A 24,085-nucleotide genomic window follows, 5' to 3' on the forward strand; every position below is an offset into this window, starting at 1 on the left:
AGCGTAGGATCCGCCGGTCAAAGGCCGCATTGGGCACGGTGACCCAAGATGTTTCAGGCGAGTTGTCCGCTGAGCACAGGGTGGGTCTCGGACCGGTTACGACCCGTTGACCTCCCGGCGACGGCCATGGATCATCCCGGGCATGTCCACCGGTTCGTACACCGTGGAAGCCGTCCGCGTGGAGCGCACGCGGATCCTCTCCGAGCTGCTCACCGACGTCGGCGCACTGGCCGATGCCGCGCTCGCCGCGATACTGAGGGAGATCCCGGTCTACGCGGCGCAGGGGCCTGACTTCCACGCCGACGTGCGGGAGCACGTGGTCAGGCACTACCGCGCCAAGCTGGCCGTGCTGCTGGAGGAGCGCACGGTCACGCACGCGGACATCTCGTTCACCCGCCGGGCGGCCATGCGCCGGGCCAGTGCGGGGGTGCCCCTGGCCGACTACATCAACGCGTTCAGGGTCGGGCAGCGGGTCTTCTGGGAGGCCGTGGTCGAGCGGGCCGGGCACACGTACGCCGGTCGTGAGGCGGCCCTGTCGCTGGTGGCGCCGCTGATGCGGTACGCCGACTTCGCCGGCACGCACACGGCGAACGCGTACATGGAGTTCCGGCAGTACGCGGCCGCGGAGGCGGTGCGTGAGAGCCGTGACCTGCTGGAGACACTGCTGGCGGGCTGCGTGCCGACGCGGGGCAGGGAGCTGGCGGCGGCGCAGGCGCACGGTCTCGGCCCGGACGCGCGCACGCCGCTGCTCGTGGTGATCGCCGTGCTCGCCGGGCCGCCCGCGGCCTTCGACGGGGGCGCCGACGCCCGGCACGCGGCCTGCGCGGCCATCGCCAGGACCGGCGGGAACGGCACCCGTACGCTGTCGGTCGTGCGCCAGTCGGAGATCGTGGCGATCCCCGTGCTCGGCCCCGGCGCGGGCCCCGAGGAGCTGTGCGACCGGCTGCAGGCGGTGCTGGAGGGCCTGGCCGGTGAGGGGATCAGGCTGGCCATGGGCATCAGCACGGTGTCGGCGGGGACCGCGCAGATCCCGCACGCCTACCAGGAGGCCAGGGCCGTGCTGGACTTCGTGCCCGAGGAGGGCGGGGTGGCGGCGCTGCCGCGGATCACGCCGTTCCAGTACCTGGCGCTGAAGGCCGACGACACCGCCCGCCACCTGGTGGACCCGCGCATCACATCGCTGCTGGCCGAGGACCGGGCGCGGGGCGGCGTACTGACGGCCACGATCAGGGCCTTCGCCGCCGCCGACCTGAACCTGCGGGCCGCGGCCGAGCGGCTGCAGATCCATCCGAACACCGCTCAATACCGGTTGCGCAGGATCCAGGAGCGCACGGGGCGCAGCCTGCGCTCGATCAGCGATCTCGTCGAACTGCTCGTGGCGATCGCGCTGCAGGACTCGCTCCCCACCAATGCCGGACGCGAAAGACTGGGCACCGCGACCAATGAGGGGCGTGGGAGAGCGGACGTACGGTCTTGCCATGAACCTCGCTGACCGGCTCCACCTCGCCGCCGGGCGTCTCGGCGGCAGAGCGGTTCTCACGCTGGACGAGGCGGAGCTCACCTACGGCGGGCTCGACGAGCTGAGCGCCCGGCTCGCGGGGCTGCTGCGGTGCCGCGGGATCGGCGTCGGCGACCGGGTCGCGATCATGCTGCCGAACGTGCCGGAGTTCGGCGTCGTCTATTACGGGGTGCTGCGGATCGGCGCGATCGTGGTGCCCCTGGACCCGCTGCTGAAGCGGCGGGAGATCGCCGCTTACCTGGGTGACTGCGGGGCGCGGCTGCTGATCGCCTGGCACGCGTTCGCGGAGACCGCCGAGGCGGGCTCGGCGGGCACGAAGACGGACTGCTTCTTCGTGGTGCCCGAGGAGTTTCGCAGGCTGCTGCGGGGCGTGGCGGCCGAGCGCGAGATCGCCTCCACGGGAGACGGCGACACGGCCGTCATCCACTACACGTCCGGGACGACGGGCCGTCCGAAAGGCATCGAACTGACCCACGCGAACCTAGGCGGCAACGCCGCCACGGTGGCCCGCATGCACGCGCTCGGCGTGGACGACGTGGTGCTGGGGGCGCTGCCGCTGTACCACACGTTCGGGCAGACGTGCTCGCTCAACGCGACCGTGCACGCGGGGGCCCGGCTGACGCTGCTGCGGCGGTTCGAGGCGGGGCGGGCGCTGGAGGTGATCAGGCGCGACGGGGTGACGGTCTTCCAGGGCGTGCCCGCCATGTACATCTCGCTGCTCGACCATCCCGGCGCCTCGGACCTGTCGATGCTGCGCGTCTGCGCGTCCGGCGGGGCGGCGCTGCCGCTGGACGTGCTGCGCGCGTACGAGACCCGGTTCGGCTGCGAGATCATCGAGGGGTACGGGCTCAGCGAGACGTCCCCCGTGGCCGCCACGAACCGGGGCGGCCACCACCGCAGGCCCGGCTCCATCGGCTGGCCGATCAGGGACGTCGAGATGAGGATCGTCGACGAGGACGGCCACGAGGCGCCGCGCGGCCAGATCGGGGAGATCGTCGTGCGCGGCCCCAACGTGATGAAGGGCTACTGGAACAACCCCGCCGCCACGGCGGAGGCCCTCCGCGACGGCTGGTTCCACACCGGCGACCTCGGCAGGGTGGACGAGGACGGCTACTTCTACCTGGTCGACCGCCGCCGCGACGTGATCATCCGCGGCGGCTACACCGTCTATCCGCGCGAGGTCGAGGAGGTCCTGTACGAGCACCCGGCGGTGCGGCAGGCGGCCGTCTTCGGCGTGCCGCACCCGGGGCTCGGCGAGGAGATCGAGGCCGTGGTGGCGGTACGCGCCTCGGTGACCTGCGAGGACCTGCGCGATTTCGTGAGGGAGCGGGTGGCGGCCTACAAGTACCCGCGGCGCATCTCGTTCGTGGACGAGCTCCCGATGAGCCCCACGGGCAAGATCCTCAAGCGGGCTCTCATCTCGCGCTGATCGTGTACGTACGCGTGACCGCCACGAGATCGCCGTCCTCGCGGGTCGCCGCCACCACACCCGCCGGCCTCGGGACGAAGCCGGGCACCTGCTGGAAACCGTCGGTCTCGGCGATGGCGGTCACCCTGAACCGGTCCGCCCGCGGAACCCGCAGGGTGATCTCCGCGCCGGTGCCGGGCAGACCGCGGAAGCGGACCTCGCCTGGCCAGGTGTTGGCCCGCGTGCCGGTGACGTCGACGCTCACGGGGGTCATGCCCGCGGCGGCGGCGGTCGCCCCCGTGATGGGCCGCTCGACTCTCAGCGTGACCGAGCGGGCGGCCCGGCCGGCGCTCACGCGGAGCTTGACCGTGTCGCCGTCGCGCGAGAGCACGGTGACCCGGGGCTCGGCCGCCCTGATCGCCGGCGCTGGTCCCGTCCAGAGTGAGGTGCCGCGGGTGTAGCCGGGAGGCAGCTTCGTGGTGTCATGGCCCGACACGTACTTCCTGGTCCAGGCCGGCGGTTCCGGGTCGGCGCTGACCCAGTTCGCGGTCTCGCTGTCGGCGTCCATCACGTACGCGAGGTGCGTGCGCAGCGGATCGTCCGCATCGAAGCCGTCCGTGGCCAGACCGCCGCCGACCAGCGCCACGGCGAGCCCGGCGGCGGCGACAGGGACCAGGCTCGGCACTCGCTCGGGCAGGCACAGCTCCGCGATCGGCAGCACCGTCAGCCCGAACAGCGCCAGCACCAGCGCGGGCACGCCGCCGAGCGCGAGGCCCATCCCGTCGAACGCGTTCCCGGCCAGGGCGGGCAGCAGCATCGCCGCCATGACCGCGCCCAGCGTCACGGCCGCCACCCGCCAGGCCGCGCCGCGCAGCAGGACCGCGGCCATACCGCCAAGAGCGCAGAGCAGCGCGGGCAGCGTGAAGACGAACGACGCGCCCGGCGCGAACTGGGCACACAGCAGGCCGAGCCCGGCCGGCCAGGCCAGCGCCCCGATGGCGAGCGCCGCGGGCCCGAGGCGGCGGCGCAGCGGCAGGTACCAGCAGAGCAGCGCCAGCCCTGACAGAGCCGCGACGGCCGCCTGGAACACCTGCGGATGGTGCAGCAGCCCGCCCATCCCGTCGTACACGGGCCGCGCGGCGACCAGCACCTCCCACAACCCCTGCGCCAGGGCCGCCGCGAGCACCAGCGGCACGAGGGCGGACACCGCGCCGACGGCGAGCCGCGGCAGGCTGATCAGCCGCCGCTGGCGCGCGACCAGCGCCAGCGCGGCCAGCGCTGCCACCGCGAGCCCGGCCAGCGGCAGGACGAGCGCGTTCGAGTACGTGACCATGGTCCCGAAGACGCGGAAATAGGTGACGTCGTGGTCGGAGGCCAGCGCCTGAAGGTCGGCGTTCCCGAGGGCGCGGGCCAGCGCCAGCATGTTCGAGCCGTGATGCTGCAGGCTGCCCCGGTCGAGGTGGGCGAGCGAGTCGTCGGCGGTGTGATAGCGCGACGAGCCCTCGATGTAGGCGAAGTTCATTCCCGTGAAGCCGCTTTCGGACATCGGGGTGAAGTCCGTGTTGTTGGGGAGCAGCCGGTATATCTCCACCATCGTGGAGTCACCGCGCGGGTGCGGCACGGCGCTCGCGAACGTCTCGACCAGCCCGGCGTTGTTCTTGGACGTCTCGAACATCAGCGACGGGCCGCTCACGCCCCGGGCCTCCCAGTTGAGCAGGACCCCGCCCTCGCGGCCCAGCGGGTGCTCCCTGATGAAAGCCTGGGCGCCCAGCGTTCCGTCCTCTTCGCCGTCCGTCATCAGCAGCACCAGGTCGTTGCGGAGCGCGGTGCCCTTGAGCGCCCGTACCGTCTCCAGCATCGCCGCCACCGCGGCGGCGTCGTCGGAGGCGCCCGGCCCCATCGCCGCGGAGTCGTAGTGCGCGGCGATCACCAGCGTCCCGGTCGGGTCGGCGCCCTTCGCCGTGGCCACGATGTTGTCCACCTGACCGAACGACGCCAGCCCCGCCGACGAGTCCGCGCCGATCGCCCGCTGGACCCGCACGTCGAGCCCCGCCGCGCGGAGCTGCCCGGCGAGGTAGTCCCTGGCCCGGTCACCGGCCTGGCTGCCGATCGGACGCCGCTCGGTGGCGAACCTCTCGAGGTGGCGCACGGCCCGCTCGGCGCTGAACTGCCCGGCCGGCGCGGAGGCGGGCAGCGGCTGCATCGTGCTGTTCGTCATGGCGATCAGCATGATCACTCCCGCCAGCGCGAGCAGAGCGCACACCCCGGCCGGCGCCCGGCGGGGGACGTCGAACAACTTTCCCATCATGACCTGGAACGCTAGGTACGCTGACCTGGGCGGCGGAATGATGCATGTGCCCGGACCGACCTGCGGTTTTCCACACCCCAGGTCTCACATGTCGGTACGATTCGTCTTAGGGAATAAGACATGCCCTAGAGTCTCCAGGCATGACACCTTTGGAGATGGTCGCGGTTCTGGTGGCCGGCGTCGCGGGCGGAGGCATCAACACCGTGGTCGGATCCGGATCGCTGATCACGTTCCCCACGCTGCTGGCCGTCGGTCTGCCGCCGATCACGGCGAACGTCTCCAACAACATCGGCCTGGTCCCGGGCGGCCTCACCGGTGTCATGGGCTACCGGCCCGAGCTGAAGGGCCAGCGCGAGCGGCTGCTCAGGCTGGCCCCCGCCTCGGTCATCGGCTCGCTGGCCGGCGGCCTGCTGCTGCTCAACCTGCCCGAGAGCAGCTTCAACGTGATCGTGAGCGTGCTGATCGCGCTGTCCTGCGTGCTGGTCGTGATCCAGCCCAGGCTCAGCCGCATGCTGGCCGCCCGCCCGGGGCACGCGCACGGCGGCCCGTGGCTGTGGCTGGGCGCGCTGGCGGCGGGCGCCTACGGCGGCTACTTCGGCGCCGGTCAGGGCATCCTGCTCATCGGCCTGATGGGCATCCTCCTGGACGAGGAGCTGCAGCGGATCAACGCGGCCAAGAACGTGCTCGCCCTGCTGGTGAACTTCACCGCCGCCATCCTGTACGCGCTGGTCGCCGACGTGGACTGGCTCGCCGTGCTGCTGGTGGCGCTGGGCTCGATGATCGGCGGCTTCCTCGGCGCCCGCGTGGGCCGCAGGCTGCCCGCCCCGATCCTGCGTGGCGTGATCGTCTGCATCGGCGTCGTGGCGATCGTCAAGCTCCTGGCGAGCTAGCTCAACCGGACAGGCCGAAGAAGAACGCGGCGGGGATCAGGCCGAGGGTGAGGGCGACGGCCCACCAGCGGGGAGCCGGGCCGTCGCGCAGCACGGCGACGCCGAGGGGCACGAGCGCGACCGCCAGCCCCGCCAGGGCGGCCAGCGCGACCGGGTCGCTGCTGCCCTTGAGCACGCCAAGCGGCAGCCCGGCCGCCAGGGCCAGGCAGACGCACCTGATCACGCCCAGCGCCCTCGCGCGGTAGGCGCCGATGGCGAGCACGATCCAGCCGCCCATGATGCAGATGTTGACCGCCTTGAACACGTGGAACGCGCCGTAGGTGGCCTCGACCGCCCGCTGCGCCGCCGCCAGGCCGAGGGTGTCCACCAGGTGGAAGGCCAGGTGGCTCACCCCGGCGTGGAAGACCCGACCAAACAGGCCGAGGATCACCAGCGTGGCGCCCCATCGCGCCCAGCCCGGCTGCTCGGCGCCGATCCGGCGGGCGAGCGCGGTCACCGCGGGCCACAGCAGCACGACCCCGGCCGAGAACAGGCTGTAGGACAGGACCATCTCGTCCGGCCGGGCGGCGTAGGCGGCGAGCTGGTCGGGGAAGAAGTCGCCCTCGCCCGCCCGGATGAGCACCCCGGCGATGAGCAGCGCCGGGCCGAGCACCAGACCGGCGCCCTCGACCCAGCGCCCGGGAAGCGTGTGCGTGATCGTCATGCCATTGATCCAAGCGCCGGGAGCGCGGGCGCACACGGGCGCTACCGCGAGAGCCGGGGGTAGAGCCAGCGCTACCCTCCCCCACGCCGCTATGCACTGGATTTCGATAACCTGCGTAGTTTTAGGGACGACCGAATCCTGCGACAGAAGGGACCAGGCACGTGCTCGACGATGCCGGCCTCCAGGCACTCCGCGAGGCGGCGCGCCTGTCTCCGGACAATCTCCCTCTCCGGCGGCATCTCGCCGAGCAGCTCCTGGCCAAGGGTTATCTGGCCGACGCGGAGACCGAGTTCCGCGCCGCTCTCATGCTCGCGCCCAAGGACGCGGACATCACGGCGGGGCTGGCCGAGGCGTTCGTACGGCAGAGCGCCCATGGCGCCGCGCTGTCGGCGCTGGAGCCGTTCCTGGCCGCCCCCGGCTACCCGCCGCGCATGGGCGTACTCGCCGCCAGGGCGCTGCTCGGCGAGGGCGAGACCGGCAGGGCGGCCCAGCGCTACCACGAGGCGGTCTCCCGGGACCCGTCCGTCGCCGATCCGGAGCTGGCCGCCCGCCTGACCATCCCGGCCCCATCCACCCCTGCCTACGCGCCCCCACCTGGTCCCGCGTACGCGACGCCGGCCGACGCGCCCTCGGGGGCCGAGGTCGAGAAGTCGAAGATGAACTTCGCCGACGTCGCCGGGATGGAGGCGGTCAAGGAGTCGCTGCGGGTGAAACTGCTGCTGCCGATCCAGCAGCCCGACCTGTTCGCCGCGTACGGCAAGCGCGCCGGCGGCGGCGTCCTGATGTACGGCCCTCCGGGAGCGGGCAAGACCCACCTGGCCAGGGCCGCGGCCGGCGAGCTCGGTGCGGCGTTCGTCAACGTCGGCCTGGCCGACATCCTCGACATGTACGTCGGCTCGAGCGAGCGCAACCTGCGCGCGACCTTCGACCTGGCCCGCCGCAACCGCCCGTGCGTGCTGTTCTTCGACGAGGTGGACGCGCTGGCCGCGCGCCGCTCCGACATGCGCCAGGCGCACACCCGGCAGCTGGTCAACCAGTTCCTGGCCGAGCTCGACGGCGTGGACCCGAACGCCAACGAGGGCGTGCTGGTGCTGGCCGCCACGAACGCGCCCTGGTACATCGACGTGGCGTTCCGCCGCCCGGGGAGATTCGACCAGCTCGTGTTCGTGCCGCCGCCGGACGCCGCGGCGCGCGCCGCCATCCTGCGCATCCTCTGCCGCGACAAACCGCTGGCCGAGATGGACTTCGACGCGGTGGCGCGGGTCACCGACTTTTTCGTCGGCGCGGACCTGAAGGGCCTGGTGGACCGCGCGGTGGAGGTCAAGCTGCAGCAGTCGATCAGCGCGGGGCGCCCCATCCCGATGACCACCAATGATCTGCTGGCCGCCGCCCAGGGCACCAGGCCCACGGCGGTACGCGAGTGGCTGGCCACCGCGCGCAACTACGTGCTGCACGCCAACGAGTCCGGCGCGTGGGACGAGCTGATGCCCTGGATCAAGCGCAAGTGGTGAACCCGCGCGAGTCGATTCAGCGGGCCGGCACGCTGCTGGAGATGCGCCGCCCGGCCGATGCGGAGCGGGAGCTGCGCGGCGTGCTCGCCGTACGGCCCGACCACTTCACCGCGCACTCGCTGCTCGGCCTGGCGCTGGTCCAGCAGGGCAAGGCCGCGGAGGCGGTCTCCTCCGCCCAGGAGGCGGTACGGCTGGCGCCCGACCAGTCGTACCCGCACTACATGGCCGGGCAGGTCTACCTCCGCATTCGACGGCCGGACCTGGCCATCACCTCCGTGCGGGCGTCGCTGGCGCACAACCCCGAGCAGGCGTCGGCCTGGGAGCTGCTGGCCCGCGCGCACCTGATGATGGGCCAGTACCGCGAGGTGGTCGATGCGGCCCGCCGCGGGCTGGCCATCGATCCGCAGGTCTCGGATCTGGTGAGCCTGCTGGCGGTGGCCCACGAGAAGCTCGGGGAGGCGGAGGAGGCCAGGGCCGCCGCCGCGAACGCCGTACAGCTGGATCCGGAGAGCGCCACCGCGCACCTGGCGTACGGCCGGGCGGCGCTGATCGCCGGCGACCCCAGGACGGCCGCCGAGGCCTTCCGCGAGGTGCTCCGGCTCGACCCCGGCTTCGACCCGGCCAGGGAACTGCTGGTGACGGCGCTGAAGCACCGCAACCCGCTCTACCGGATCCTGACCCACCTGCGCAGGTTCAGGGGCGGCTGGCAGATGGTGTTCCTGCTGCCCGTGATCCCGCCGCTCATCATCGTGTTCGTCCTCATCGCCGTGCTGCACTGGGCGGCGTGGGTGGCCGAGGCGGTGACCGTGCTGCGGCTGGCCCGCGCCAGGGCGACCCGCCTGCTCTTCGAGGGCGTCGAGGCCCGCGCGGCCTTGGCGGGCTGCGCCCTCCTCGTCGCCGGGGCGGCGGTGCTCGCGGCGGGCGTCGCGCTCGGCCAGGAGGCGCTCGGCATGGCGGGTGCGGCGGTCATGGCGCTGGTCACCCCGGTGCAGGAGGCCACGCACACGGGCTCGGCCCGCGGCCGCGGGATCCTGTACGGCTGGGCGGGCCTGCTGGGGATCGCGATCGTCGCGTCCGCGACCATCGGCTCGCCGACCATCGCGCTGCTGTCCGTGTACGCCGGGCTTGGCACGATCTGGGTGGCCGCAGGCGTACGACGGTTGTCCCCCGTCTCCGAGAGTTAGGCGCCTCGTGAAACTTTCACGCGTTCGCGCAGGTCAGAGCCGATTAGCGGGCGACGCGTTGACGCGTCCGAAGCGGGCTGGCGAGCATGACGCCGCGTCCTCCCTCTCCGAAAGGGCACCCTCATGCACTTGTCCAAGGCGATGACGGCCGCCCTCGCCACGCTGGTGGCAGCGGCATCGGTCGCGATCGCCGTGACCACCGCCGCCCCGGCAGGGGCCCTCGCCGGCACGGGCACCGGTTACCTGCACACCAACGGGAACAAGATCGTCGACAGCACGGGCGCGACCGTGCGCCTGACCGGCATCAACTGGTTCGGCATGGAGACCGACAACAGGACCTTCCACGGCCTGTGGTCGAGCACCCCCTGGAAGGGCCACATCGACAAGATGGCCTCGCTGGGCTACAACACGATCCGGGTGCCGTACTCCAACGACGCGCTCAAGTCCGGCGCCACCGCCACCGGCATCAACGACTACGTCAACCCCGACCTGATCGGCCTGTCGCCGATGCAGATCCTGGACAAGATCATCGCGTACGCGGGCACCAAGGGCATGCGGATCATCCTCGACCGCCACCGCCCGACCGCCGCGGGCCAGTCCCCGCTCTGGTACGTCTCCGCCACGCCGGAGAGCACCTGGATCAACGACTGGAAGACGCTGGCCCAGCACTACGCGAACAACCCCACCGTCATCGGCGCCGACCTGCACAACGAGCCGCACGCCGAGGGCACCAACCCCAACGCGACCGGCGCGTGCTGGGGCTGCGGCGACCAGGCGCGCGACTGGCGGCTGGCCGCCGAGCGGGCCGGCAACGCGGTCCTGTCTGTCAACCCCAACTGGCTGATCTTCGTGGAGGGCGTCAGCTGCCCGAGCGGCGGCCTGTCCAACGTCTGGGACGGCGATCCCAGTAACGACGAGGACTGCGGCTGGTGGGGCGGCAACCTGTCGAAGGCGGGACAGTATCCGGTACGGCTCAACGTGGCCAACCGCCTTGTCTACTCGCCCCACGACTACGCGACCTCGGTCTACCACCAGACCTGGTTCGACGCCCCCGACTACCCCGCCAACCTGCCGGGGATCTGGGACAAGTACTGGGGATACCTGTACAAGCAGAACATCGCACCGATCATGATCGGCGAGTTCGGCACCACGCTGGCCTCGAACGTGGACAAGATCTGGCTGCAGGAGCTCCTGAAGTACACGGGGACCGGGGTGAACGGGATGTCGTTCACGTACTGGTCGTGGAACCCGAACTCCGGTGACACCGGCGGCATACTCAACGACGACTGGACCACGGTCAACCAGGCCAAGCAGGACATCCTGCAGCCCTACCTGATCCCGCCGTCCGGCGGCACCGGGCAGCCCTCCGAGACGCCCACGGCCAATCCGCCGGGGCAGTGCGCGGTGACGTACAAGGAGACCAACGCCTGGCAGGGCGGTTTCCAGGGCGAGCTGACGGTGAAGAACACCGGGACCGGCACGATCAGCAACTGGAACGCCACGTGGACGTTCCCGTCGGGAGTGACGCTGGTCAACGCCTGGAACGCGGTCGTGACCCAGTCGGGCACGACGTGGACCGCCAAGGGCCCCGACTACGCGAAGAGCCTCGCGCCGGGCGCCTCCGTGGCGATCGGCTTCACCGCCAACGGCCCCGCGAGCCAGCCCGGCAGCGCCACCTGCTCCTGACCCTGTACCACCGTCGCGGGCGGACGCGCTCCCGCCCGCGGCCCTCCGAACGAGCGCCCGCCCCGCGCTTCCCGACCGAGCACCGCGGGGCGGGCGCTCGCCTTTCCCCACAGGAAGCGCGCCGGCCCTCAGGGCGGAGGCTTGACCCGGGCTCGCACGTAGTGGATAACGGAATTCCGACAAAGGGAGTAAACCTGCACTGTTACGGAGACCCCGATGGCAAGCGCGGCTTCTCCCGCACTGGTCGGGCGTGACGCCCAGCTGCGGCTGCTCAACGGCGCCATCACCGAGCCGCCCTCCGTCATCCAGGTGCAGGGCGAGGCGGGCATAGGCAAGACCAGGCTCATCAGGGCGGCCATCGATCCGCTGCACGAAGTCGAAGACGAGCGGACGGTGCTGCTCGGCCACTGCCACCAGATCCGCGAGCCGCTCCCGTACGGGCCGGTGTTCGACGCGCTGCGGCACGTCGCCGCGGCGCTGCCGCCCCGGGACCGGCTCAGCCCGCTCACCGGGGTCCTGCGCGGTTACCTTCCCGAGCTGGCGGACCGGCTCCCGTGCGCCCCGTCGTCGCCGCCGCTCGACGATCCGCGGGCCGAGCGGCACCGGCTGTTCCGCGCGGTCCACGCGCTGCTGGCCGACGCGGGTCCGGTCGTGCTGGTGGTCGAGGACCTGCACTGGGCCGACGACGGCACGCGTGATCTGCTGCGCTTCCTCACCGACCAGCCGCCGGACAGGCTGGCGCTGGTGGTGACGTTCCGGAGGGAGGAGCTGCCGGTGCCGGGGTTGCCGTTCGGGCACGCGTACCGGCGGGCTCCCGGGGTGCGCGGCGAGGTGATCTCGCTGACGCCGCTCGACGTCGAGGGTGTGCGCAGCCTGGCCGGCGCGCTGCTGGGCCGGTCGGCGCCGAGCCCCGAGTTCGCCGCCAAGCTGCACGAACGCACCGCGGGGGTGCCGTTCGTGATCGAGGAGGTGGTGCGCTCGTTGCTCGATGACGAGGGCCGGTTACCCGAGCCGGAGGCGCTCGATCGCATGGCCGTGCCGCTGCTGCTGCGCGAGGCGATGGCCGAGCGGCTCGCCGGGCTGTCGCCGGCCGCGCTGAGCACCGTACGCGCCGCCGCCGTCCTGGGACTGCCCGCCGACGAGCCCCTGATCACCGCCGTCTCCGTCCCGGCCCCTTCCGAGACCGGGCTGGGCCAGGCGCTGGAGGCGGGCGTGCTGCTCGAGCACCCCGACGGCCAGTACGGCTTCCGCCACACCCTCGCCCAGCAGGCCGTCTACGACACGATCCCCGGCCCTGAGCGGCGCCTGATCCACCAGCGGGCCATGGCCGCGCTGGCAGTGCTCGACCCGCCGCCCTTCGTCCAGCTGGCCCACCACGCCCGCCGCGCCGGCGACTTCGCGGCCTGGCAGCGCCACGGCAGCGCCGCCGCCGACCGCGCCGCCGCGCTCGGCGACATCCCGCTCGCCGTCGAGGTGCTCGAAGGGCTGCTCGCCGACCCCAAGCTCCCCCGCGACGCCCGCGGCCCGCTGGCGCTCAGGCTCAGCAGGGTCGCCGCCATCGGCCTGTCCCACCGGAGGGTCGTACGCATCCTGCGCCACCTGCTCAAGGACGACTTCCTGTCCCCGCAGGTACGCGGTCAGGCCAGGCTCAACCTGGGCATCCTCCTGTCCAACCAGGCGGGCGCGGTCGCCGCGGGACGCCAGGAGATCCTCGCGGCGCTCCCCGACCTGCACGACAGCCCGAGCCTCGCCGCCCGCGGCCTCGCCCTGCTGGCGATGCCCGCCTGGGGCGGCGAACCGCTCTCCATGCACCAGGAGTGGATGGACCAGGCCGAGAAGCTCCTCGACGACCGCGACCCCGAGCTGACCGCCGCCGTGCTGGCCAACAAGGTCAGCCTCGCCATGCTGGTCGGCGCACCCGAGGCGTTCGAGCTGGTGGCCGCGCTGCCGGTCGACGCCCCCGCCACTGCCGTGCGCCGCCAGGTGGCGCGTGGCTACTCCAACCTGTACGACGCCGCGGTGGCGCTCGGGCACTACGCGGCGGCCGAGCGGTTCGCGGAGCAGAGCCGGCGCATCGCCGAGGAGACCGGCGCGCTCTATCCCGAGTTCCTGGTGGAGATGTCGTCGATCAGGCTCGACCTGCTGACCGGCCGCTGGGAGGGCCTGCGCGAGCGTGCCGTCGCCGCCGTCGAGATGACCTTCGAGGCGCCGCTGCTGGCGGTCGACGCCCGGCTGACGCTCGGCATGCTGGCCCTGGCCAGGGGCGAGTGGGACGAGGCCGGCGAGCACCTCGAGGCGGCCGGCGTACGGGACCTGGACTCTGGATTCCTGCCCGTCGCCGCGGCGGCCTCCAGCGGGCTGGTCGAGCTGCACCTGACCCGTGACTCGCTCGAGTCCGCGCTGCGCGAGGCCGACCTCGCGGTCGGCAGGCTGCGGCGCAAAGGCGTGTGGGTGTGGGGCGACCAGCTCGTGCCTGTCGCGGTCGGCGTGCTGCTCAGGGCAGGCAGGCGGGGCGACGCGGCCGGCCTGGTGGCCGAGTTCGCCGCGGGGATCGAGGGCAGGAACGCGCCGTCCGCGGAGGCCGGACTCGACGCCGCCAGAGGGGCGCTGGCCCAGGACGCCTGCGAGGCGGCCCACTACTACGCCAGGGCTCGCGGCGCCTACGAGGCGATGCCGCGGCCGTACGGCGCGGCCAGGGCGGCGGAGTCCGAGGCGGGCGCGCGGCTCGCGCTCGGCGACCGGGAGCCGGCCGCGGACCTCGTCGCCGACGCGGGCGAGCGGTACGCGGCGCTCGGCGCCACTCACGACGCGGCCCGCTGCCGCCACCTGCTGCGCGAGATCGGCCCGGAAATGAGCAGGGCCGCCGCGCGGCGCAGGGTCCGCGGCGGCGGGAGCGGGGTGCTGTCGCCGCGGGAGAGCGAGGTGGCCAGGCTGGTCGCGCTCGGGCGGACCAACAGGGAGATCGCCGAGGTGCTGTTCCTGTCGCGCCGCACGGTGGACACGCACGTGGCCAAGGTGCTGCGCAAGCTCGGCGTGCGCACGAGGGCGGACGTGCGGGAGCCCCGGCCGGACGACCGGCCGGGGCTCGTGGAGAGTTAGACGGTGATGCTCCAGGTGTCCAGGTAGCCGGTGTCACCGAGGTAGACGTCCTCGATCTCGAGGATCCAGGTGCCCGCCGCCTGCTGGCTCACCGGGACGGAGAACGTCCTGGTGCCGTACTGCGTGCAGGTGGTGCCGCCGTACCTGTCGACCGCGTACCACGTGCCGTTCGGGCCGCGCAGCCAGATGTCGAGGTCCTCCGCGCACGTGTGGCTGATCGTGATGGACAGCTTGACCGGCGAGGTCGCGGTGCCCGTCGCGGTGGACGTGATCGAGCTGTCGATGATGCTCCAGTCGTCGATCGTGTAGTCGGTGCCGTTGGTGAATGTCCTGCCGCCCGAGGTGCTCTGGACGGTCAGCGCGTACGTCGCCGTGTGCGTGGCCGTCTCACCCGTGCCGGTCACGGTGACGTTGTAGCTGCCGGCCGGCGTGGTGGGCGCGGTCGAGATCGTCAGCGTGGACGAGCCGCCCGAGGTCACCGAGGCCGGGTTGAACGCGGCCGTGGCGCCCGTCGGCAGACCGCTGGCCGACAGGTTCACCGTCTGCGCCGTGCCCGCCGTGGTGCTCGTGCCGATCGTGGTCGTCGCCGCCGAGCCCGCCTGCACGGTGCCGGACGCTGGGCCGGCCGAGACCGAGAAGTCACGCGTCGGCGGGTTCGAGCTGACGGTGAGCGCGTACGTCGCGGTATGCGTCGTCGAGCCGGTTCCGGTGACGGTGATGTTGTACGTACCCGCCGCCGTCGACGAGCCGACCGAGAGCGTCAGCGTCGAGGAGTTGCCCGAGGTCACCGACGACGGGCTGAAGCTCGCCGTGGTGCCGCTGGGCAGACCCGAGGCGCTCAGGCTAACGGTCTGGGCGCTGCCGGAGGTGGTCTGCGTGCCGACCGTGGCCGTCGCCTGGCCTCCGGGCGCCGCGCTGCCGGACGTCGGGCTGAGCGAGATCGAGAAGTCGCTGGTCGATGTGCCGCACGCGGGCTCGCCCGACGCCGCCGCCACACTCACCGCGCTCCACGCCGCCTTGGTGGTGTTGCACTGGGCGCTGTTGGCCCCGAACAGCTCGATCGCGGCCGCGACCGAGGCGGCGCGGACGTTCGTGTACCGCCAGGACGAGGTCTTGCGGGCCAGCGCACCCATGAAGATCTTGCCGGCGTTCTGGACGCCGACGCCGGTGACCGACGAGGGGCCGCCGGAGCAGATCGGGCTGGACGGCTTGCCGCCGCCGGGGTTGCTGCCCTCGGCCAGCAGGTAGAACCAGTGGTTCAGCGGGCCCGCCGCCGCGTGCACCTCGGTGTTCGGGATCGAGGAGGAGTAGCAGTTCGGGTCGCCGACCGCGCTCGGGTTGTACATGACGCGGATCGGCCCGTCGCCGACCAGGTCGACCTCCTCGCCCACCGTGTAGTCGGCCGGGTCGTTCGGGTTGGCGGCGTACGCCTCGGTGAGCGCGCCGAAGATGTCGCCGGTGCCCTCGTTGATGCCGCCGTTCTCGTTGCCCGATCCGGCGCCGCCCGGGGTGGTCTGGAAGATCGCGTGCCCGAACTCGTGCGCCACGACGTCGATGGGGGTCGCCTGCCGGGTGTTGGCCTGGTTGTGGCCGAAGTTGGTGTAGCTGCCGTTCCAGTAGGCGTTCACGTCGGCGAGCCCGACCCGGGCGGGGAAGCCGCGGCCGCTGCCGTTGATGCCGTTGCGGCCGAGCCAGTCACGCAGCATGTCCCACTCGCGCTGCACGCCGTAGAGCGCGTCCACGCAGGCGGTCTCCAGGTTGGTGCCCGAGGCGTTGCCCCAGGCGTCGTCCGTGCCTGTGTACGCGCTGCCGTTCTGGCCGCCGCACTGGACGCCGGGCCTGGTCGAGTCGGTCATCGAGTACGAGCTGCCGGATCCGCTCGTCTGGATGGTGACCTGGCCGTAGTAGTAGCCGTTGCCGGTGCCCGCGCGTACCAGGTCGTACGAGTCGGCGATCTCGCCGGTGCGCGCGTCCACGAACACGTGCTGGATGCTCGGCTTGCCCTCGGCGATGCCGCTGACCACGGCCTCCCAGGTCAGCCGCGGCTTCTCGCCCCAGGCCAGCACGACCAGGCGGGGCGCCGCGGTGTCGTCCACGCGCGAGAGCCTGGTCTTGGCGACCCGCGTGGCCCGCCCGGCGCTGATCGTCGCGCTGGTCGGCACGTCGCTCGGGCTCGGGCCCGCCGCCGCGACCGTGTCCCTGACGTTCCCCGCCGCGTCGGTGACCACGACGGCGTCGCCGCCGACCATCGGCAGGCCCTTGTACGTGCGCTCGTACGACACGTAGTACATGTCGGCCGCGCCCGGGGTGACAGCCACACGGCTGTAGGCCTCGTCAGGCCCTCTGGTGAGTTCGTCGACCTGGCTGGAGACGGCCTTGTCCGCGACCTGCGCGGCGAGCGAGGCGGGGTCGCCCGCCAGCGCGCTCTCCTTACGTGGGGCCGCTCCCGGAGGGGCGGCGTTCGCGGGCAGCGCCTGTAAGGCCAGCGTCGTGGCCGTGGCCACGCCGACGACCGCAGCGAGTAAGGCTTCACGTTTCACGCTGTGCTGCTCCTTTCGACGTTCTCCCTCGAGGCCGGCGCACTTTGTGAGCGCACGACGGCCCGGCGCGCCGCACGGGGATCGCCTCGGCGGCGGGATCGCAGGGAGATTGGGGGGTGGGAAGCTAGCAGGACTGTTGCGCCTTGATGCCGCGACGCTAAACGGTCACTCCCGACTGGGAAATACGTATACGCATCGGTAGGTATACCGATAATTCCGTTTTGACTGCTCAGTTGAGGGACAATCGGGGACGTGCGATTCGGCATCCTGGGCCCGCTCCTGGTGCGCTCCACCGACGGCGACCCCCTGGCGATCGGCGGTCCGCGCCCGCGTGCCCTGCTCGCGCTGCTGCTGCTCGACGCCGGGCGGATGGTGAGCGTCGAGCGGCTCATCGACGGCCAGTACGGCGACCGGCCGCCCGCGGAGGCCGCCAACGCCATCCAGGCGCAGATCTCCCGGCTCAGGCGGAGCCTGCCTGCCGGCCTGATCGAGTTCCACGGGGCGGGGTACCGGCTGGTGGTCTCGCCGGATGACGTGGACGCGCACCGTTTCGAGCGGCTGTCTCGCGAAGGGCGGAAGATGCTGGCGGCCGGTCGTTTCCCCGGAGCCGCGTCCTCGCTCAGGGAGGCTCTCGAGCTGTGGCGGGGACCGGCGCTCGCGGACGTGGCCGACGCGCCGTTCGCGGGTCCGCAGGCGCTCCGGCTGGAGGAGCTCAGGCTGTCCGCCATGGAGGACCTGATGGAGGCCGAGCTGGGCCTGCCCGAGGGCAGCCCGGTGGCCGCGCTGCAGGACCTGGTGGCCGCACACCCGTTGCGCGAGCGGCCGCGCGGGCTGCTGATGCGCGCGCTGGAGGCGGCGGGGCGGCCGTCCGAGGCGCTCGCGGTCTTCGACGAGACGCGCCGCCTGCTCGCCGACGAGCTCGGCACCGACCCCTCGCCCGAGCTGGCGGCCCTGCACCTGGCGATCCTGCGCGCCGACCGGCACCAGGTCCGGCGGGTCGCGCCGCCGGCCCAGCTGAGCCAGATCGTCGGGCGGGAGGAGGAGCTCGCGCGGCTGGCCGCTCTGCGCGGCGCCCGCCTGTTGACGCTCGTCGGCCCCGGCGGCATCGGCAAGACCCGCCTGGCCATCGAAGCCGCCACCCGTGGCCTTCACCCGGCGCCCCTGCCCGGTGCGGCACCCCGACCCGCCTCCCGGCCCGACCGTGATGCGCTGCGCACCGGGAGGGCCGGTGGCGACGAGTCTGAAGCCCATCGCGCCAGGGAGGCGTGCTTCGTGGACTTGTCCCTCGTAGAGGGGCCCGGGCAGGTGGCGGGCACCGTGCTGGCGGCGCTCGGACTGCGCGAGTCGGCGCTGCGTGGGCTCCCCGACCCCGCCGAACGCCTGGTGGCGGCGCTGGCCGAGCAGGACCTCCTCCTCGTCCTGGACAACTGCGAGCACGTGCTCTCCGAGGTCGCCGCGCTGGCCCGCCGCCTCCTCGCCGCTTCTCCCGGCCTGGCGATCATGGCCACGAGCAGGGAGCCGCTGGGCATCACCGGCGAGCACCTGGTCCCGCTGGCGCCCCTGCCCACCGACCCGGCCGTCAGGCTGTTCGCCCAGCGGGCGGCGGCCGTGCGGCAGGAGTTCGCGGTCGGGCCCGGCAACCGGGACGCCGTCCTGCGGATCTGCGCGGCGCTGGACTGCCTGCCGCTGGCCATCGAGCTGGCGGCCGCCCGGATGCGTACGTTCGGGGTGGAGGAGATCGCCACCCGGCTGGCCGAGCACGACAGGTTCAGGCTTCTGTCGCGCGGCGACCGTACCGGCCCGACTCGCCACCAGACGCTGTACGCGGTCGTGGAGTGGAGCTGGAGCCTCCTCGACGCGGAGGAGCAGGAGCTGGCCAGGAGGTTCTCCGTGTTCGCCGGAGGCGCGAGCCTGGAGGCGGTGGAACGGGTCTGCGGCGCGGACAGCGCCGACCTACTGGCCGACCTGGTGGACAAGTCGCTGGTCGAGACCGACGGCGAGCGCTACCACATGCTCGACACCATCCGCCTGTTCTGCGCGGAGCGGCTGGCGGAGGCGGGCGAGGAGGAACGGCTGAGGGCGGCCCACGCCGCCTGGTTCCTGGAGTTCGCCCGCCGCGCCGACGACCACCTCTACAGCGCCGAGCAGCTCCAGTGGCTGGCCCTGCTCTCGGCTGACAACGCGAACCTGCAGGCGGCGCTGCGGTGGAGCGTGGAGCACGACAGGCCGACGGCGGCGCGGCTCGTGGCGGCGCTGGCCATGTACTGGTGGCTGAGCGGGCGGCGGGGGCAGGCGACCCCACATGCCGTGCGCCTCCTCGACGTGATAGGGCCCGAGCCGGCGGAGGAGTACGCGCTGGTGGTGCTGCACGCCGTACCCGGCTCCGGGTCGCCGCACTGGAAGCAGGCCCGGGCGGTCCTCGAGTCGCTCGGCGGGCCGATGCGGTGCCGATTCGGCCCGGCCCTGTGGGGGATGCTCGCGGGGCCGCCCGAGCCCGGGGAGCCGGTGGCCGGGCACGTGTTCGGGTCGGATCCCTGGAGCAGGGCGCTCGAAAGGCTCAGCGGCGCGTTGATGGTGCTGCTGGGTGGCGGTGTCGCGGGCGCGGAGCGGGAACTGGAGTCGATGGTCGCGGAGTTCGGCGCCTTGGGCGAGCGCTGGGGGAAGACGCAGGGGCTCGACTGGCTCGGATTGATCGCGAGCTGGCGCGGTGAGTGGGGACGCGCCATGGGGCTGTGGGAGGACGCGGTCCGCCTGCTGGAAGAGCTGGGGGCGTTGGAGGAGCTGGTGGACGTGCTGAACCGGCGCGCCGAGGCGCACTGGCGGGCCGGCGACGCCCTGGCCGCCCGCGCCGACTGCGAGCGGGCCGGGGAGCTGGCCCGCCGGCTCGGGCGCCCCGAGCTGATGGCGTGGGTGCGTCTGCGGCTGGGCGAGATCGCCCGCTTCGAGGGCGACCTGGCGGAGGCGTCCCGCCATCTGGAAGCCGCGCTCGCTGCCTCCGAGATCGACCGGTTCAGGGCCCACGGGGCCAGGTCGCACGTACGGACGGCGCTCGGCCGCCTGGCCGAGGCGACCGGCGACGCCGCCGAGGCGGCGCGCAGGCACGCGGAGGCCCTGGCCGTGGCGCTGAAGTCGCCGCTGACCATCGACCTCGCCGACGCCGCGGAAGGCCTGGCGGGCCAGTTCCTTCCGGTCGGCGCGACGACGGAGGGCGGAGGTTCGGCGGAGCGGGCGGCGTTGCTGCTCGGCGTGGGGGTGGCGCTGCGCGGCATGGCCGTCGCCGGGGATCGGGACGTCGCCAGGATCGCCGCCGCCGCCACGGAGGTCCTCGGGCCCGAAGGGTTCGCGGCGGCGTTCTCCAAGGGCGCGTCGATGAGCAGGGACGACGCGTTCGCCACTCTGACCGCGACCACAGGCCCCGGCCGCTGACAGAGCCCATCGCGGCTGTCAGCCGGTGGTCGCCCCGCTGTCAGCAGCGGTCGAGAAGCTGACGGACATGAAGAACACCAACGTCCTCATCTCCGGCGCCAGCATCGGCGGCCCCGCCCTCGCACACTGGCTCACCCGCTACGGCTTCAACGTCACCGTCGTCGAGAGGGCCCCGGCCCTCCGCCTGGGCGGGCAGGCCGTCGACTTCAAGGGCGAGACCCACCTCACCGTCCTGACCCGCATGGGGATACTCGAAGACGTCAAGGCGCTCCAGACCGGCGGCGCCGACCAGGAGATCATCGACGCGAACGGCCACGGCCTGGCGGTCATCCCCGGCGAGTTCATCGGCGGCGACATCGAGATCAGGCGTGGGGACCTGTCGAGACTCCTGTACGAGAGGACCGCCCCCGACTGCGAGTACGTCTTCGGCGACTCGATCACCTCTCTGACCGAGACCCCCAGCGGCGTCCACGTCACTTTCGAGCGCTCGGCCCCCCGCACGTTCGACCTGGTCGTGGGGGCGGACGGCATCCACTCCAACGTGCGCCGCCTCGCCTTCGGCCCGGAGGCCGACCACGTCGAGTTCCTCGGCCACTACTACGCCCTGGTCGACGTCCCGGCGGCCTTCGGCGAGGTGCCGAGGATGTACAACGAGCCCGGCAGGATGGCCACCGTCGGCGGGCCGAAGGCGCCCGCGTTCTTCGTCTTCGCCTCCGAGCGTCTCGACTACGACCGGTACGACATGCGGCAGCAGAAGGACATCCTGGCCCGCGCGTACGCGGGCATGGGCTGGAAGGTCCCGGCGGTCATGGAGGAGGTGCGCCGCTCCCAGGACGTCTACCTCGACTCCATCAGCAAGGTCACGATCGACCGCTACAGCCAGGGCCGCGTGGTGCTGCTGGGCGACTCCGCGTACGGCAACACCCTGGGCGGCTTCGGCACGGGCCTGGCCATGGTCGGCGCGTACGTGCTCGCGGGCGAGCTGGCCGCGGCCGCCGGCGATCACCAGGTGGCCTTCGCGCAGTACGAGGCGCAGATGCGCGGATACGCCAAGATCGCCAAGAACGGCAACGCGGGCCCCTTCCTCGCCCCCGGCACTCCGGCCAGGCTCCGGATGCGGAACTGGATGTTCAAGTACAGCTTCCTGCTCGGTCTGATGATGAAGCTGACCGACAAGTTCGCGACCGATATCGCGCTCAAGAGCTACTGAACTTTTCTCACGCCGGTCGCATCCAACTCCGACATGAACAAGATTCAGAAGCTCGCCGTGCTGTCCGCACTGCCCGTCGCCGCGGCTCTGATGGCGCTCCCGGCCCAGGCCGCGGAGCGCCCCGCCTGCCCCATGCCGACCAAGGCGGAGGTGAAGCGGTCGTCCGACACCAAGGTCGACCAGCCGCCCAGGGGCGCCGCCGCCATCAAGGGAGTCCGCGTCAACCACATCCCGAAGGGCTTCACGTACGGCGGGGTCGTCGTCAACAAGCACCATGGCATCACCGAGTACGGCTACCAGTGGGGGGATGACCGCCCCAACGCGGACCCCAAGCAGCGGTCGCTGTGGGTCAGGGTGGTGTGCTGGCCGAAGGCGAGCGAGCTGGCGCAGCTCAAGAACGGGCCGTTCGACATGGGGACGTTCTCCGGAGACACCAGGACCGTGAAGATCGGCGGCCGTCAGGTGCTCACCCAGGAGGGCGACGGCGCGCTGGGCGACGGCCGGTACGCGGGCTGGGTCGAGCGCGAGGGAGTCGTCGTCACCGTGATGGCCAGCCGGCCCCTCGTACCCGAGCTGGCGAAGATCATCAACGGCATCAAGCTCTGAGCCGGCCGACCCCACCGTCGACGCGGAGTTGCGGCATGCCGTTCAGGAGGGGGATGTGGGGCTCCTCGCCGACGTGCCAGTCGTGGACCGGCACCAGGCCGGGCCCGATCAGCTCGAACCCGTCGAACAACCGCAGCACCTCCTCCCGGGTCCTGAACCTCGCCTGCGCAGGGGTGTCGGCCGTCGCCATCGTGAGCTGGGCGATCACCTGAGGGTCGCTCTCCGACATCGCGTGGGAGATCACGAGATGGCTGCCCGGCGCCATGCGCTGCCTGAACGCGGCCACGATGCCGGCGGGATCCTCCTCGTCCATCACGTAGTGCAGCACGCCGACCATCAGCACGCACACCGGCTGGTCGAAGTCGATCAGGCCGGTGACGTTGGGGTCGGACAGCACGTCGGCGGGGCGGCGCAGGTCGGCCTGGACGCTGGCGACGCCGGCCGAGTCGGCGAGCCGCACCTGGGCGTGCAGCCGCACCACCGGGTCGTGGTCCACGTAGATCACCCGGCAGGCGGGACTCACCGAGCGGGCGGTCTCGTGGATGCTGGGCGAGGTCGGGATGCCGGTGCCCAGATCGATGAACTGCCGCACGCCCTGCTCTGCCAGATGGCGGACGACTTCGACCTGGAATCTGCGGTTCGCCCTGGCCACCTGGCGCGTGTCCGGTGCGACCGCGAGGAGCTTCTCGGCCACCGCCCGATCGACCGCGACGTGGTCCTTGCCGCCGAGCAGATAGTCGTACACCCGGGCGGAGCTGGGAACAGTCGGGTCCACGCCGTGCGGAACGCGTTCTAGCTCGGTCACGGGGGGCCGTCTCCTTAGGCGCGTACGACTCGAACGCCATACTACTCGGCGCTTCCGCGCGGAAGGCCGAGGTCGGCGAAGTCCCTTCAACGGGAATGGCAGGCGAAACAGAACACGTTCTCGTTATTGCGCGCTCCGTGCGCGACCGCGGCCGCCGTCAGGCGTCAGGAGCCGTGAAGCGGGTCAGGAGTCGCTCGGCGGCGGCGAAGCCGGCCACCACGTCAGCCGCCGTACGCCGCTCGCGCACCATCCCCACGCCCTGCCCCGCGTAAATGTAGGCGGTGTCGAAGTCGCCCTCTCGCCGCGCCGCCTCCAGCAGGGCCTGGGCGGCGTCGTCAGTGGCCAGCTCGTCCTCCCGCCCTGCCCAGCGGTCGAAGAACGCGTTACGCAACGCCCGCCCGCCGTACTCCGGCGGCCACCCGAGGCGCTGGGCGATGTCGAAGACCCGGCCGTACGCGGTGCCCGTCTCCTCAGCGGCCAGCACCCGATCGCCGGCCTCCGCGGAAAGGGAGGTCTCCACACATCCCATGAAGGCCGTGCCCACCCACGCCCCGGCAGCGCCGGCGGCCAGCACGGCGGCGAGCCCGCGCGCCGTCACGATGCCGCCCGCCGCCATCACCGGGACCCTCACCGCGTCGAGGACGCTCTGCAGCAGCGGCAAGGTGCCCACCTCGTCGCGCCCGTGCCCGCCGGCCTCGGCACCGCGCGCCACCACCGCGTCAACCCCGGCCTGCTCGGCGGCGCGGGCCTCGTCGGTGGTGCCCGCCTGGGTGACGACCGTGATGCCCGCCTGCCGGAGCTCCTCGACATAGCGCGCGTACGGTCCGAAGCTCACGGAGACCATCGCCGGCCGGAGCTCGAGCACGGCGTCGAGCTGGGCCGGGTTGCCGGGCAGCGCCCAGGCCATGAGCCCGACCCCGTACGGCCCGCCGCCCGCGACGGCGGCCTCCTTCGTGATCCACTCCCCCGTGGCGGCGGAGGCGGCCCCGATCACGCCCAGCGCCCCGGCCCCGGAGATCGCGGCGGCCAGCCGGCCCGCGCCCACTCCCGCCATCGGCGCGCCCACCAAGGGGACCCTCAAACCGAACCGGTCAGTAAGCCAGGTGCGCAAGATCACTACCTCCATAACGCCTGCTGGAGTCAGTCTTCCACGGCTTTCCGACCTCAGGACCGGAATTAGAGCCGGATGG

At 72.4% G+C, this 24,085-nt stretch carries 15 protein-coding genes; 10 read left to right on the forward strand and 5 right to left on the reverse strand.

Going from position 1 to position 24,085, the window contains the following annotated elements; translation table 11 throughout:
* The first annotated feature begins 142 nt into the window (after positions 1 to 142).
* Together ACQPWU_RS58085 and ACQPWU_RS58090 are read left to right on the forward strand one after the other, a co-directional pair.
* Positions 143 to 1,492, forward strand: coding sequence for a PucR family transcriptional regulator (locus ACQPWU_RS58085; protein WP_433435629.1), 1,350 nt, complete (start codon positions 143 to 145; stop codon positions 1,490 to 1,492).
* Complete coding sequence (locus ACQPWU_RS58090; protein WP_433435630.1) at positions 1,479 to 2,948, forward strand: long-chain-fatty-acid--CoA ligase; 1,470 nt, start codon at positions 1,479 to 1,481, stop codon at positions 2,946 to 2,948. Before ACQPWU_RS58085 ends, ACQPWU_RS58090 begins: the two co-directional genes overlap by 14 nt.
* Here the strand turns inward: ACQPWU_RS58090 and ACQPWU_RS58095 are convergent.
* Positions 2,935 to 5,235 carry a M20/M25/M40 family metallo-hydrolase gene (locus ACQPWU_RS58095; protein ID WP_433435631.1) on the reverse strand — a complete coding sequence of 767 codons (2,301 nt, stop codon included), beginning with the start codon at positions 5,233 to 5,235 and terminating at the stop codon, positions 2,935 to 2,937. The two genes, ACQPWU_RS58090 and ACQPWU_RS58095, sit on opposite strands and share 14 nt — an antisense overlap.
* Before the next feature lie 140 nt (positions 5,236 to 5,375).
* On the opposite strand from ACQPWU_RS58095, the gene ACQPWU_RS58100 reads away from it, so the two are divergent.
* Positions 5,376 to 6,125 carry a sulfite exporter TauE/SafE family protein gene (locus ACQPWU_RS58100; RefSeq protein WP_433435632.1) on the forward strand — a complete coding sequence of 250 codons (750 nt, stop codon included), beginning with the start codon at positions 5,376 to 5,378 and terminating at the stop codon, positions 6,123 to 6,125.
* A 1-nt stretch (position 6,126) separates the two neighbouring features.
* On the opposite strand, the gene ACQPWU_RS58105 is transcribed toward ACQPWU_RS58100, so the two are convergent.
* Positions 6,127 to 6,828 carry a hypothetical protein gene (locus ACQPWU_RS58105; RefSeq protein ID WP_433435633.1) on the reverse strand — a complete coding sequence of 234 codons (702 nt, stop codon included), beginning with the start codon at positions 6,826 to 6,828 and terminating at the stop codon, positions 6,127 to 6,129.
* 161 nt (positions 6,829 to 6,989) lie between these two features.
* Between ACQPWU_RS58105 and ACQPWU_RS58110 the strand changes: the two genes are divergently transcribed.
* From ACQPWU_RS58110 to ACQPWU_RS58125, 4 genes are all read left to right on the forward strand, one after another.
* The gene (locus ACQPWU_RS58110; protein WP_433435634.1) at positions 6,990 to 8,339 is read left to right on the forward strand and encodes an AAA family ATPase; all 1,350 of its coding nucleotides are present in this window, start codon (positions 6,990 to 6,992) and stop codon (positions 8,337 to 8,339) included.
* Entirely contained in the window at positions 8,333 to 9,523 is a 1,191-nt protein-coding gene (locus tag ACQPWU_RS58115; RefSeq protein ID WP_433435635.1) for a tetratricopeptide repeat protein, read from the forward strand. The genes ACQPWU_RS58110 and ACQPWU_RS58115 overlap by 7 nt, the downstream gene beginning before the upstream one ends.
* A 123-nt stretch (positions 9,524 to 9,646) precedes the next feature.
* A complete protein-coding gene (locus tag ACQPWU_RS58120; RefSeq protein ID WP_433435636.1) occupies positions 9,647 to 11,209 on the forward strand; it encodes a cellulase family glycosylhydrolase in 1,563 nt (520 codons plus the stop codon).
* Positions 11,210 to 11,425: 216 nt separating this feature from the next.
* Positions 11,426 to 14,308 carry an ATP-binding protein gene (locus ACQPWU_RS58125; protein ID WP_433435637.1) on the forward strand — a complete coding sequence of 961 codons (2,883 nt, stop codon included), beginning with the start codon at positions 11,426 to 11,428 and terminating at the stop codon, positions 14,306 to 14,308.
* On the opposite strand, the gene ACQPWU_RS58130 is transcribed toward ACQPWU_RS58125, so the two are convergent.
* The gene (locus ACQPWU_RS58130; protein ID WP_433435638.1) at positions 14,305 to 16,848 is read right to left on the reverse strand and encodes a M4 family metallopeptidase; all 2,544 of its coding nucleotides are present in this window, start codon (positions 16,846 to 16,848) and stop codon (positions 14,305 to 14,307) included. The two genes, ACQPWU_RS58125 and ACQPWU_RS58130, sit on opposite strands and share 4 nt — an antisense overlap.
* A 252-nt stretch (positions 16,849 to 17,100) precedes the next feature.
* Between ACQPWU_RS58130 and ACQPWU_RS58135 the strand changes: the two genes are divergently transcribed.
* From ACQPWU_RS58135 to ACQPWU_RS58145, 3 genes are all read left to right on the forward strand, one after another.
* A complete protein-coding gene (locus tag ACQPWU_RS58135; protein ID WP_433435639.1) occupies positions 17,101 to 20,274 on the forward strand; it encodes a BTAD domain-containing putative transcriptional regulator in 3,174 nt (1,057 codons plus the stop codon).
* A gap of 67 nt (positions 20,275 to 20,341) precedes the next feature.
* The gene (locus ACQPWU_RS58140; protein ID WP_433435640.1) at positions 20,342 to 21,484 is read left to right on the forward strand and encodes an FAD-dependent monooxygenase; all 1,143 of its coding nucleotides are present in this window, start codon (positions 20,342 to 20,344) and stop codon (positions 21,482 to 21,484) included.
* A gap of 33 nt (positions 21,485 to 21,517) precedes the next feature.
* On the forward strand, positions 21,518 to 22,090 hold the full coding sequence (locus ACQPWU_RS58145; protein WP_433435641.1) for a hypothetical protein: 573 nt from the start codon (positions 21,518 to 21,520) through the stop codon (positions 22,088 to 22,090).
* On the opposite strand, the gene ACQPWU_RS58150 is transcribed toward ACQPWU_RS58145, so the two are convergent.
* A complete protein-coding gene (locus ACQPWU_RS58150; RefSeq protein ID WP_433435642.1) occupies positions 22,080 to 22,895 on the reverse strand; it encodes an SAM-dependent methyltransferase in 816 nt (271 codons plus the stop codon). The two genes, ACQPWU_RS58145 and ACQPWU_RS58150, sit on opposite strands and share 11 nt — an antisense overlap.
* Before the next feature lie 157 nt (positions 22,896 to 23,052).
* Positions 23,053 to 24,021 (reverse strand): NAD(P)H-dependent flavin oxidoreductase, encoded by a 969-nt coding sequence (locus ACQPWU_RS58155; RefSeq protein ID WP_433435643.1) that lies wholly within the window; start codon positions 24,019 to 24,021, stop codon positions 23,053 to 23,055.
* Between the last annotated feature and the right edge of the window lie 64 nt (positions 24,022 to 24,085).

This window comes from Nonomuraea sp. CA-141351 (assembly GCF_050944675.1).
GTDB lineage: Bacteria > Actinomycetota > Actinomycetes > Streptosporangiales > Streptosporangiaceae > Nonomuraea.